Origin of the sequence: Amycolatopsis japonica, from assembly GCF_000732925.1 — a bacterium.
Taxonomy (GTDB): Bacteria; Actinomycetota; Actinomycetes; order Mycobacteriales; family Pseudonocardiaceae; genus Amycolatopsis; species Amycolatopsis japonica.
The window spans coordinates 42,391-54,824 of sequence record NZ_CP008953.1 but is presented as its reverse complement, the minus strand read 5'-3'; the positions used below and the strand labels follow the sequence as shown (position 1 = coordinate 54,824).

Below are 12,434 nucleotides of genomic sequence, written 5' to 3'. Positions count from 1 at the left end.
GGAATGTTAACACCCGGACGGCCCGAAAGTCGCTATGCGGAAGTACTTCTTTCCCGCCCGTCGTGCGCGGTGAAATACCGACCGTTCATGAGCGAATCCCGGTGCCGGGCAACTTGAAGGTCACGATCAGAACACCAGGAATCACGTGCCCAAGCTAGCCGAGCGCGGAGGCCAGATCCGTCCAGAGATCCTCCGGATCTTCGAGCCCGACGCTGAACCGGACGAGCCCCGCGGGCACGTGGGCGTCGCCCGCCATCCAGGCCCGCCGCTCGACCAGGCTCTCCACCCCGCCGAGGCTGGTGGCGGCGCGGATCAGCCGCAGCGACCCGATGACCTTGTCCGCGGTCTCGGCGTCCGGGAGTTCGAACGCGATCATCGTGCCGGAGCCGGGATAACGCACCCGGGTGATCGCGGGGTGGTCGAGCAGCCGCGCCGCCAGCAGCTTCGCCGTGCGGGTCTGCTCGGCCAGCCGCACCGGCAGGGTGCGCAGCCCGCGCAGGGCCAGCCACGCTTCGAGCGCTCCCGGCGTCGCCCCCAGCCTCGTGCGCGCGTCGCGCAGACCTTTCGCGACGCTTTCGTCGGCCGCGATGGTGAGGCCGAGGAGAAGGTCGCTGTGGCCGCCGATGAGTTTCGTAGCGCTGTGCACGACGATGTCGGCGCCGAGCTCCAGCGGCCGTTGACCGAGCGGGGTGGCGAACGTGTTGTCCACCGCGACCAGGCCGTTCGCGGCGGCGGCGATCGTCTCGATGTCGATGACGTCGAGCGTCGGGTTGGTCGGCGATTCGAGCCAGAGCAGGTCCGCGTCCGCGGCGGCGACCCAGGCGGCCGTGTCCTCCGGCTCGATCTCGGTCACCACCAGACGGCCCGTGCCGTGCGCGTGCGCGAGCAGCCCGCGCGACCCCGCGTAGGAGAACGTCGGGACACAGACCTTCGCCCCGACCGGCAGGGTGTCGACGACCGCGCTGAGCGTCGCGATCCCGGACGCGAAGGCCGTGGCGTGCCCGCCTTCGAGCGCGCCGATCGCGGCTTCGAGGGCCTCCCAGGTCGGGGTGCCGTCCTGGCGCGAATACGCGCGGTCGGCGCCGGCGTCGAAGGTGCTCGCCGCGACGATCGGCACGTTCAGCGGCTCGCCGGGCCCTTCCGGGCGTCCGGCGGCGACGGCGAGGGTGCGGGGTGACCAGTCGTTCGTGTCCACCCCGCCACCGTAAACCGTGCCCTCGCTCGGCCCGGTCACTCGTGGTTCAGAGGTCGCTTCGGTCGATCCAGTCGATCGTGGCGACGACGTTCGCGCCGAGGGCGGCTCGCGTGGCGGCGGTCGCGGCCCGGCGGCGGGCTTGCTGGACGAGAGCGGCCCAAGGGTGGGAATAGTCGAGGTCTGCGTCCCCCCACTGGACCTCTGTCCAGTACATCCCGCCGTCGCGTTCGACTCGCCAGAGCTGGAAGTCGAGCGTCACCTGATCATGGGCGGCGAGGTCGTCGATGACGTGGCTCAGTCGTTCCGAGGGCCATGCCTCGTGCCCGTAGGCCGTGGTGAAACGGAGGCTCGCGGTCAGCGACGGGACGACAGGATGCCGGGCACCGAGCTCGGTCAAAGCGAATCGAATGCTGCCCGGCGCCGACCAGTCAGGAGGGTCGCCGCGGTCCTTGCACGCTTGAAAGGCGCGCCGGAGCGCGGGTACCGCGTCGATGACGCGTAGCCGGGCCAAGGCGCGGGCGGACCACTCGCGGACCGTGTCGTGCTCGCTGGTCAGCAGCTCGATCAGCGGTTGCCCGGCGCGGGCGTCGCCGAGTTCTTGAAGGATCTCGATGGCGCAAAGCTGCCCGAAACCGTTCAGCGTCGGCAGGGCTCGCAAAAGCGGCGCGATCACGTCGGTCTCACGGCCGAGACGGGTCAGCTCCGCCTGCGCGTCTTCGGCCTCGCCGCCGCCATCCGCGTCGAGTCGACGAACGAGTCGCTCGATCTCGTGCATGATGGGCCCCTTCCTCACGTCCGAGCAGGGGCCCATCAGACACCACGAGCTAGTGGGCGTACACCTCGAATTCGTAGAGGGAGTAGCCGTACTTCGTCCCGCGCTGGACACCGGCCATCCGGACGTAGCGCCCGTCCACCGCCTCGAAGGCGACGTTGTCCGTTCCGCCGTTTCCGTCCACTATGGACGCCGCGTCCCGCCAGTTCATGCCGTCGGACGAGACCTGCACCTTGTACGCCTTCCCGTACGCAGCTTCCCACTGCGGGACGACGCGGGACACGCGCTGCACCGAACCGAGATCCACGGTGATCGACTGGTTGTCGCTCCAATCGCTGGCCCAGCGCGTCGACAGGTCGACGTCTATCGCGTTGGACGGCGGCGAGTCGTACCAGCCGGTCTCGTGGCTGCTCGCGCTCACCGATCGGCCGGTGGCGAGGTTGGCGATGTTGTCGCCACGTTTCGCCGGGAACTCCACGACCTGCTGGAAGGTCGGCCGGTTCTGCGTGCTCATCTTGTCCTGCGTGATACCGCCGAGCGCGCGGTGGATGATCGTGTCGGCGCACCACTGGTCGCCCGCGGCGCAGTCGCCGTCACCGGGATAGACGGTGTTCGCGGGCTGCGCGGCCGCCTGCGTCAGCGAGTCGAGCAGCACCTGACGGCACGCGTTGACATCGCCGCCGCCGCAGTACTTCACGGCGAGCGGGCCGGCCACGTTCTGCCCGAGTACCGAGCGGATGTCCTTGTGCACGTAGCCCCACCAGCCGGACTGGTACGACGAACCGGCGTGCCCCTGGCCGACGTGCTTGCCGGGAACCTCGTTCTGCCAGCCGGAAGGCGATTCGTTGATCTTCAGCACGCCGACCATGGCGCCGTAGGCGGCGTCACCCATACCGGGTTTGAACTGGGCGTTCACCAGCAGCGGCCACCAGGCGTCCATGATGCGGATCGCGTCGGCGTTGGCGTAGGCCTTGCTGCCCGGCGAAGTCTCCGAGCGCAGACCGCCCGCGGCGAGCCAGGTCTTGAGCTTCGCCACCGCGTCCGCGGCCGGGCCGGTCACCGGTGCCTTGTCGATCACCTTGAACAGTTCCGGCAGCACCTTCTCCGCGCGGAGATCGGCCAGCGCCGCCTCCTCCATGGCCTGCGTGAGGTTCACCCGCGTCACCTTGGTGCCGCTGGAGACCAGCTTCTTCACCCGCGCGTCGATCAGATCGCCGCGGTGCACGGAACTCTTGTCCGCGCCGCTGGCCGCGTAACCGTTGGTCTGCGCGTTGTTCCAGCTGATGTAGTAGTCCTGGTTGATCGACTGCGGGTGCTGCGAAGACGGCGTGTAGTTCGCGAGGTTGCCGTCGGGGTTCCAACCCTGCCAGTCGAATCCGGCGTCCGCCTTCACCGGCATGGCCGGGTCGACGTTCGGATTGCGGACGGGGTTCGAGCCGGAGTTGAAGTACGCGACGTCACGCGAGTCGGCGTAGAACCAGTTGTAGGTCTGGTTGACGTCGGCCGCCGCGGCCTGGAAGTCCTGCGCGGATTTGATCGCGTCCGGGTCGTTGAACTTCTGGAAGCCGATGATCGTGTCGATCTCATGCTGGAACGTCGACCGCAGCGACGCGTACGCCACCGGTTTGCCGCCGACCAGCGCCCGGCTCGTCACCGGCCCGTACTTGGTGCGGAAGCTGCGCAGCGTGTACGAACCTTCGGCCGTCCCGTCGGCGATCGTGGGCTTCCACGCGTTCTTGCGCTCGACGATCTCGAACGGCAGGCACTGACCGCGGAACCGGTAGAAGTTGGAGTTCTTCGTCGGCGCGGAGCCGTTCTGCTCGCACAGTTCGACGGCGTAGGTGTCGGTGATGTCCTGCGACGCCGAGGTCGCGCTCCACGAGTAGTCCTTGCCGCGGCCGAGCAGCACGTACATGCTGATGCCCGCGAACGAGGCACCGCGCGCACTGATGCCAGGGCCCTGGAGTTCCTGCAGCATCAGCAATTGCGGCGCGAAGTAGCCGGCCTGAGGGCCGAAGACGGCGACCGGGTGACCGCTCGCGGTCTTGGCGCCGGACACCACCAGCGCGTTGGACATGCCGTGCTTTTCCGACAGCAGGTTTCCCGGCAGGACGCCGTCGTCGAAGATGCCGCGGACGGCCTTCTGGTCCTCGGGCGCCGGGACGTCCACCTTGGCGGGCGTCGCCGTCCCGGCGGAACCGGTCGGGTCGAAGACCAGCTGCTGCCCGGTGACCGAACCCTTGTCCGGCATCGCCGCGCCCTGCGGGTTCGACGGCGCCTTGCCGTAGTCGAACGTCTGTCCATTGTGGAGAGTCTTGACGGTCTCGGGGTCGTCCTCGGACCGCAGGCTCTTCCAAACCTTGTCGCCTTGTTCGAGTCCGTACTTCTCCTGCATCGCCATCTTCGCGATGGCGTTCTGCACCTCGCCGCCACCGCCGGCGCCGAACTGCGCCCCGACGACGGCGGCGAGGACGACGAGGTCGGTGAGCTTGAACGGCTCGATGGTCCCGGCGTTCGTGATCGCGTCGACGTGCCCGGTGAGCACGTACTCGCCGGGGAAGTAGCGGCCGCTGTGCGCGTCGGAGATGTACTTGTTGACACCCTGCACGTAGGCCTCGGCGTCGGCCTTGCCCTGCGCGCCGCGCGGGCCACTGGCCGCGGCGTTGTCGATCTGCTTCTGCAGCTCCTGCTCGGTGTACGGCGCCGAGGCGAAGAAGCTCTGCTCGAGTTCGCGGTTGCCCTGCGCGCCACCGGCGTACGAGGTCAGCTGGCCGCGGCCGACGCGGCGCATGATGTCCATCAGCCACAGGCGGTCCTGCGCGGCGGCGTATCCGGCGCCGTACATCGTGCCCGGCCGCGTCGTGCCGACGATCCGGGGCACGCCGATCCCCTTGTCGCGGGTGATCGTCACGTCCGAACGCGGTTTGATCGTGCTCTCGACCTGGCCGGACGGAACACCGAACGACGCGTCGTTGAAGAACTGGTTGATCTTGTCCGTCGTCAGTGTCTTGTAGCCGTCGGCGAGCGAGGCGTACTTGCCGAGCTGATCGGCCGAATGCGCGGGCCGGGTGCCGAACGCCTTGTGCGCCAGGATCTCGGCGAGGGTGGCGTTCCCCTTGGTGCCGGGCGGGAGGATGTCACCGCACTGGCCGCCGCAGTAGTCGTCGAGCGCGGCCGCCACCACCGAGTTCCGTGGCGCCTCCGCGGCGTTCGCCTGCAGTGCCGGAACGGTGCCCGCCACCAGCGTCAACCCCGCCAGCGTCGTCAAGACCCGTATGCCTCGTCGCATGAAAGACCTCCGTCGTCGGAGAGTGACGAGGCGCACACTACCCACGAGTATCCAAATTTGTGAAGACTATTCGCGTTCTTGCCACCGTTCGGCGGAATACTCGCCCTGCGGGCCCGGGACCTGCGGAGGTAGCTTATGGGCATGTCTTTGCAGAAGCCCCAGATCGACCGCCCGGAGGGCCCCGCGCCGTCCGACCTGGAGAAGTCCGACATCACCGTCGGCGAGGGCCAGGAGGCGAAGGCCGGCGACACCGTCTCGGTGCACTACGTCGGCGTCTCGCACTCGACCGGCGACCAGTTCGACGCCTCGTGGGACCGCGGCGAACCGCTGCGCTTCGGCCTCGGCGCCGGTCAGGTCATCCCCGGCTGGGACCAGGGCGTGGCCGGGATGAAGGTCGGCGGCCGCCGCAAGCTGGTCATCCCGCCGCATCTGGCCTACGGCGAACGCGGCGCCGGCGGCGTCATCAAGCCGAACGAGACCTTGATCTTCGTCGTCGACCTCATCGGCGTGAACTGACCCACACCCGACGAGCCGAAAGGGCCCTTCACCTCGTGCGATGAGGTGAAGGGCCCTTTCGCTGCATCTAATGAGGTGAAAGTCCCCTTCGCCCCCACCCCAACCACCCCGCCAACCGCCGCCGACCGCACCGCGGGGGTCCGGGGGCTCGGCCCCCCGGGGACTGACGAGCGACGACGAACGCGAAAGAGGCCCCGTCGCGCTAGCGAAGGGGCCTCTGACTAAGAGTGGGCGAGGAGGGAGTTGAACCCTCACGTCCTTTCGGACACACGGACCTGAACCGTGCGCGTCTGCCATTCCGCCACTCGCCCGAGTGCTTCGTTCTCTGACAGCTCGCAAAGCGTAGCAGGCGGATTTCACGGGTTTCACCGGGGGCCGTGTCCGACTGGCCGTACCCGGATAGGATCGACGGGGAAGCACACGTGTGAGGAGGGTTGCCCGGTGGGCCGCGTCGAACGGTTTGACAGACGGCTCGAGAACCTTGTGGGCAATACCTTCGCGCGCATGTTCGGTGGCAACGTCGTCACGCAGGAAGTGGCGGTGGCGCTTGAGCGCGAGAGCGAGGAGAACGTTCGTGAGCTGGCCGGTGGTCGACAGCTCGCTCCCAATCACTACATCGTGTCGTTGGGGCAGGCTGATCACGAGCGCATGGCCGGAGACGAGCGTCGGGTCACCTCGGTGTTGGCGGAGGCGGTCAAGGAACACCTCGCCGAGCACGGATGGGACACCTATGGTGACGTCGTAGTTTCGCTCGAGCGCAACGAGGCGCTGCATACTGGACAGTTCAAGACCCGTTCGTCCGTCGATCCCGACGTCAAGCCCCACGGCGCCGAAGGTTCGTCACGGTCGGCACGACCCAGCAACGCAGGAGACCCAGCAATGAGCCAGCCCCCCGGCTACGGCCAATACGACCAGGGTGACCCGTACGGCCAGCAGCAGGGCCAGTACGGCTACGGACAGCAGGCTGGCCAGCAGCAGCCCGGGTACGACCAGGGTTATGGCGGCCAGCAGCAGGGCGGCTACGACCAGGGTTACGGCGGCGCCCAGCAGCCCGGCTACGACCAGTACGGCGGCCAGCAGCAAGGCGGCTACGACCAGGGCTACGGCGGCGGCGCCGCCCAGCAGCCCGGCTATGACCAGTACGGCGGCCAGCAGCAGCCCGGGTACGACCAGGGTTACGGCGGCGCCCAGCAGCCCGGCTACGACCAGTACGGCGGCCAGCAGCAAGGCGGCTACGACCAGGGCTACGGCGGCGGCGCCGCCCAGCAGCCCGGGTACGACCAGTACGGCGGCCAGCAGCAGGGCGGCGGCTACGACCAGTACGGCGGTGGCCAGCAGCAGTACGGCCAGCCCGCCGCGGACCCGTACGCGCAGGGTGGCGGCTACGGCGGCCAGCCGGCGGCCGGGCGTCAGCTCACCGCGAGCCTCCAGCTCGACGACGGCTCGAACCGTTCGTACTCGCTCAAGCAGGGTGGGAACGTCGTGGGCCGCGGCCAGGACGCCGACTTCCGGCTCCCGGACACCGGGGTCTCGCGCCGTCACCTGGAGATCACCTGGGACGGCCAGAGCGCGACGCTCGCGGACATCGGTTCGACGAACGGCACGACCGTCAACGGCACCCCGGTGCAGACGTGGCAGCTGGCCGACGGCGACGTGATCCGCGTGGGCCACTCGTCTCTCGTGTTCCGTACGCAGGGCTGACCGGCGGCGTCCGGAGGGGGTATCGCAGAATTGCGGTGCGGGACCTGTGGTGGATCGGCACCGCGGGTCGTACGCGGAGAGCAAGGCCGTTCGGAGCCGACCATCCCGGACGGCACGGGCTCTCCGCGGCGTACAGGAGAAACGGGAGCGGACACAACAAGTGCCAGAGCTGGTCGTTCAACTCACCAGGGTGGGCTTTCTCGTGCTGCTCTGGCTCTTCGTGTTCGCCGCGTTGCGTGTCGTCCGTTCGGATCTGTACGCGGCCTCCGGGCTGCGAGTGGCCGTCCCGACGTTCGGCCGCAAGAAGAAGGAAAACAAGAAGCCGCGCGGCGGGAAGTCGCCGCAGCAGCTGCTCGTGACCCATGGTGCGCTGGCGGGAACCAGGATCGCCTTGGACGGCAGGCCGATCCTGATCGGCCGCGCCGACGACTCGACTCTGGTGCTGGACGACGACTACGCGTCGACCCGGCACGCCCGGATCGCCCTGCGCGGGGAGGATTGGTACGTGGAAGATCTGGGTTCGACGAACGGGACGTACCTCGACCGGGCTAAGGTCACGGCACCCCTCCGGGTCCCGCTCGGAGTCCCCATCCGGATCGGCAAAACGGTGATCGAGCTTCGCCCATGACTCTCGTCCTCCGCTACGCGGCTCGCAGCGACCGGGGCCTGGTGCGTTCCAGCAACCAGGACTCCGTGTACGCAGGTCCCCGCCTGCTCGCCCTCGCCGACGGCATGGGTGGGCACGCAGCGGGTGAGGTGGCCAGCAAGGTCGTCATCGCCTCCCTCGCCCCCCTCGACGACGACGATCCCAGCGACGATCTCCTCGCTCAGCTGAGAGAGGCCGTCCAGAACGGCAACGCCGCCATCGCCGAGCTCGTCCAGCAGGACCCGGACCTCGACGGGATGGGCACGACCCTGACCGCCGTGCTGTTCGCCGGTTCGCGGATGGGTGTCGTGCACGTCGGCGACTCCCGGGCGTACCTGATGCGCGGCGGTCAGTTCTCGCAGATCACGCGGGACGACAGCTTCGTCAACGAACTTCTCGAACAGGGCCGGATCACGCCGGAAGAGGCCGCGGTGCACCCGCAGCGGTCGCTGCTGCTGAAGGCGCTCACCGGCCACGAGGTCGAGCCGAGCCTCACCGTGCGCGAGGCCCGCGCCGGCGACCGGTACCTGATCTGCTCGGACGGCCTGTCCGGCATGGTCAGCGACGAGACGCTGTCCGAGGCGATCCAGATCCCGGATCCGCAGGCCTGCGCGGACCGGATGATCGAGCTGGCGCTCAAGGGCGGCGGCACGGACAACGTCACGGTGATCATCGCCGACGTCGTCGACGTCGACTTCGGTGAGGACGCGCCCATCGTGGGCGGCGCCGCCGGGGACGGCAGCGACGAGTTCCACCAGGGGGACTCCCCCGCCGCCCGCGCCCGTGCGCTGACCCAGCCCGCGCCGCAGCCGCGGCCGGAGGTCCAGCCCCAACAGGAGGACCCCAAGGTCAAGCGCCGGAGGCGATTTCGCTGGCTGGCGGGAGCGGTGGTCGTCCTGATCGTGCTGGCCGCGGCGGCGATCGCCACGCGGTATTTCGTGCTGAGCCAGTACTACGTCGGCGAGGGTCCCGGCGAGGAGGTCGTGATCTACCGCGGCGTCCCCGGCAGCATCCTCGGCATCGACCTGCACGCCTACGAGCAGGGCTCGTGCCCGCCGGGCGGGCTGTGCACCGACAAGCTGCTGGTGCCCGCGTTGCAGGAAGACGCGCGGATCGCGGTGAAGAACGGCGTCAAGAAGGACAACCTCGACGACGCCCGCAAGTACATCGACGACTTCCTGCGGCCGCACAAGCAGCTGGCCGACTGCAAGCCGAACACCAGCTCGACTTCCACGCCGCCTTCCGCTTCGTCACCGCCTCCGGTGTCGTCGTCGGCGGCAGCCCCTTCTACCCCCGCCTCGCCGAGTTCGGCGAACCAGCCAGCGGGGAGGGACTGCTCGACGCCGGCCACGGCAGCACCAGGGGGCGGTAACTGATGAGCACGCCGATCGCCGATCCGGCTTCGGCCCAGTTCGCCACGAACCCTCCGCGCGAGCTGCCCAAACGGCGCGGGACCGAACTCGTCCTCCTGGCGTTCGCGACGTTCATCGTCACCGTCGCGCTCGTGCTGGTCGAGGCGAACCAGGAGCAGGAGCTCACCAGCTCGATCATCTGGCTGGGGCTGTCGTACCTCGGGGTGCTGACGGCGGCGCATCTGGCGGTCCGCCGCTGGGCGCCGTACGCGGACCCGGTGATCCTGCCGTGCGTCGCGCTCCTGAACGGGCTCGGCCTGGTGATGATCCACCGGATCGACCTGGCGCTCGCGGAACGCGCGGTGCAGCAGGGCAAGGAGTACACGCCGGACGTCACCAAGCAGGTGCTGTTCACGGCGATCTCGCTGGTGCTGTTCGTGGTGGTGCTGGTCGTGATCAGCGATCACCGCACGCTGACCCGCTACGGCTACACCTGTGGTCTGGTCGGCATCGTGGCGCTCGCGCTGCCCGCGGTGCTGCCGTCGAGCCTTTCCGAGGTCAACGGCGCGAAGGTCTGGATCAAGCTGCCGTTCTTCTCGATCCAGCCCGGCGAGTTCGCGAAGATCCTGCTGATGATCTTCTTCGCTTCGTTCCTGGTGACGAAACGGGACCTGTTCATGGTCGCGGGCAAGAAGATCGTCGGCGTCGAGCTGCCGCGTGCCCGTGATCTCGGCCCGATCCTGATCGCGGCGGCCGCCTGCCTCGGCGTGCTGGTGTTCGAGAAGGACCTCGGGACGTCGCTGCTGTTCTTCGGCGTCACGCTGGTGATGCTGTACGTCGCGACCGAACGGGTCATCTGGGTCGTGCTGGGCGTCGGTTTCTTCGCCGCCGGCGCGATCATCGCCTACAACCTGTTCACGCACGTCCAGCAGCGCGTCCGCAACTGGATCGACCCGCTCGCCACCTACGACGACGCGGGCGGCGGCTACCAGGTCGCGCAGGGGCTGTTCGGGCTCGGCACCGGCGGGGTCGGCGGCACCGGCCTCGGCGCCGGACGGCCGGATATGGTCCCCGAGGCCAAGACGGACTTCATCACCACCGCGATCGGCGAGGAACTGGGCTTCGTCGGCCTCGCCGCGATGCTGATGCTGTACCTGATCCTGGCGATGCGCGGGATGCGCAGCGCCCTCGCGGTCCGCGACACCTTCGGCAAACTCCTCGGCGGCGGCCTCTCGTTCGCCCTGGTCATGCAGATCTTCGTGGTCGTCGGCGGCGTCACGAACCTGATCCCGAACACCGGGATCACCGCCCCGTTCCTCTCCCGCGGTGGTTCTTCACTGCTCGCGAACTACATCCTGGTGGCCCTCCTGCTCCGAATCTCCGACGCCGCCCGCAAACCCGCGGTGCGGCCGAAGCCGCAGCAGCCGCAGGCGCCGCTCGCCGAAGCGCACACGGTGATGGTCCAGCGGCCGTCCGTGAACGGTGAGGGGAGCGCTTCGTGAACACCCCGCTCCGCAAGGTGGGCGTCGCCATGCTCGTCATGGTGGTGCTCCTGCTGGCCAACGCCACCTACATCCAGGTGGTCAAGGCCGACGACTACCGCACCGACTCGCGCAACCTCCGGGTGCTCTACGAGGAGTACTCGCGGCAGCGCGGGCTGATCGTGACGCCCGACGGCGCCGCGCTCGCGAAGGTCGACCCGTCGAACGACAAGTACAAGTTCATCCGGACCTACGCCGACGGCCCGATGTACGCGCCGGTCACCGGCTACTACTCGATCAACTACGGCTCGGGCGGCCTGGAGCGGTCCGAGGACGACGTGCTCAACGGTTCCGACCCGCGGCTGTTCGTGCGGCGCCTGTCGGACATGGTCACCGGCCGCGACCCGCGCGGCGGGAACGTGCGGCTGACGATCAACCCGGCCGTGCAGAAGGCCGCGTACGACCTGATGACGCAGAAGGGTTACACCGGCTCGGTGGTCGCCATCGAGCCGAAGACCGGGCGCATCCTGGCCATGGTCTCGACGCCCTCGTACGACCCGAACAAGCTCGCCTCGCACGTCGGCAAGGAGCAGATCGCGGCCTGGGGCCAGTGGCGCGACGACCCGAAGAAGCCGATGCTGAACCGCGCGATCTCGGAGACCTACCCGCCGGGTTCGACGGCCAAGCTGCTGGTGACCGCGGCCGCGCTCGAGAACGGCAAGACGGCGGACATGCCGGTCAACACCGCGCCCAACGTGAAGCTCCCCGGCACGCAGACGACGCTGGAGAACTACGGCGGCGCGGCCTGCAAGGGCAGCACGCTGAAGGAAGCGCTGCGGTACTCGTGCAACGTGCCGTTCGCCGAACTCGCCGGAGAACTCGGCAAGGACAAGCTGAACGCGACGGCGAAGAACTTCGGTGTCGGCGAGGACCTGGCCGTGCCGATGCGGGTCGCCGCCTCCTCCCTCGGGCCCCTCGAGTCGAAGGCGGCGCTGTTCCAGAGCGCCATCGGGCAGCGCGACGTGCGGCTGACCCCGATCCAGGACGCCCTGCTTTCGGCGACCATCGCCAACAACGGGATGGCGATGAAACCGCAGCTGGTGCAGTCGCTGCTGGCGCCGAACCTGTCGACCATCGAGGACTACAAGCCGACCGAGCTGACCGGCGACGCCGCGATGTCCAGCGCGAACGCCGCGATCCTGCGCGACATGATGCTGGCGTCGGAGGAGAACACGAAGGGCGCCGGCAAACGAGGCGACATCCAGATCGCCTCCAAGACCGGCACCGCCGAGCACGGCAACGACCCGAAGAACACCCCGCCGCACGCCTGGTACACCGGGTTCGCGCCGGCGATGGACCCGAAGATCGCCGTCTCGGTGATCGTCGAGTCCGGGGGTAACCGCGGGCTCGAAGCGACCGGTGGCACCGTGGCCGCGGAGATCGGCCGCGCCGCCGTCAACGCCATGCTCGGGGGTGGATAGC

9 protein-coding genes and 1 tRNA gene are annotated in these 12,434 nt (G+C 68.8%); 6 read left to right on the top strand and 4 right to left on the bottom strand.

Annotated features, from left to right (window positions below; all coding sequences use genetic code 11):
• Positions 1–154: 154 nt before the first annotated feature.
• Genes AJAP_RS00280 through AJAP_RS00270 form a run of 3 tightly spaced genes read right to left on the bottom strand, consistent with a single transcriptional unit; the run spans position 155 to position 5,256 of the window.
• Complete coding sequence (locus AJAP_RS00280; protein ID WP_038522099.1) at positions 155–1,195, bottom strand: trans-sulfuration enzyme family protein; 1,041 nt, start codon at positions 1,193–1,195, stop codon at positions 155–157.
• Between the two features lie 46 nt (positions 1,196–1,241).
• Positions 1,242–1,970: a HEAT repeat domain-containing protein gene (locus AJAP_RS00275; protein ID WP_051972291.1), complete on the bottom strand. Its 729-nt coding sequence runs from the start codon at positions 1,968–1,970 to the stop codon at positions 1,242–1,244.
• A 49-nt stretch (positions 1,971–2,019) separates the two neighbouring features.
• A complete protein-coding gene (locus AJAP_RS00270; protein WP_228694825.1) occupies positions 2,020–5,256 on the bottom strand; it encodes a penicillin acylase family protein in 3,237 nt (1,078 codons plus the stop codon).
• A 141-nt stretch (positions 5,257–5,397) separates the two neighbouring features.
• Between AJAP_RS00270 and AJAP_RS00265 the strand changes: the two genes are divergently transcribed.
• Entirely contained in the window at positions 5,398–5,772 is a 375-nt protein-coding gene (locus AJAP_RS00265) for an FKBP-type peptidyl-prolyl cis-trans isomerase (protein WP_038522092.1), read from the top strand.
• A gap of 228 nt (positions 5,773–6,000) precedes the next feature.
• On the opposite strand, the gene AJAP_RS00260 is transcribed toward AJAP_RS00265, so the two are convergent.
• A tRNA-Leu gene (locus AJAP_RS00260) sits at positions 6,001–6,083 on the bottom strand.
• 130 nt (positions 6,084–6,213) lie between these two features.
• Here AJAP_RS00260 and AJAP_RS00255 point away from each other — a divergent pair.
• The 5 genes from AJAP_RS00255 (at position 6,214) to AJAP_RS00235 (ending at position 12,433) form a co-directional block, all read left to right on the top strand.
• Entirely contained in the window at positions 6,214–7,473 is a 1,260-nt protein-coding gene (locus tag AJAP_RS00255; protein WP_038507106.1) for a DUF3662 and FHA domain-containing protein, read from the top strand.
• Positions 7,474–7,633: 160 nt separating this feature from the next.
• Complete coding sequence (locus AJAP_RS00250) at positions 7,634–8,101, top strand: FHA domain-containing protein FhaB/FipA (protein ID WP_007030429.1); 468 nt, start codon at positions 7,634–7,636, stop codon at positions 8,099–8,101.
• Positions 8,098–9,495, top strand: coding sequence for a PP2C family protein-serine/threonine phosphatase (locus AJAP_RS00245; RefSeq protein ID WP_016330504.1), 1,398 nt, complete (start codon positions 8,098–8,100; stop codon positions 9,493–9,495). Before AJAP_RS00250 ends, AJAP_RS00245 begins: the two co-directional genes overlap by 4 nt.
• The gene (locus tag AJAP_RS00240; RefSeq protein ID WP_038507100.1) at positions 9,495–10,973 is read left to right on the top strand and encodes an FtsW/RodA/SpoVE family cell cycle protein; all 1,479 of its coding nucleotides are present in this window, start codon (positions 9,495–9,497) and stop codon (positions 10,971–10,973) included. The genes AJAP_RS00245 and AJAP_RS00240 overlap by 1 nt, the downstream gene beginning before the upstream one ends.
• Positions 10,970–12,433 (top strand): peptidoglycan D,D-transpeptidase FtsI family protein, encoded by a 1,464-nt coding sequence (locus AJAP_RS00235; RefSeq protein WP_038507099.1) that lies wholly within the window; start codon positions 10,970–10,972, stop codon positions 12,431–12,433. Before AJAP_RS00240 ends, AJAP_RS00235 begins: the two co-directional genes overlap by 4 nt.
• The last annotated feature ends 1 nt before the right edge of the window (position 12,434 follow it).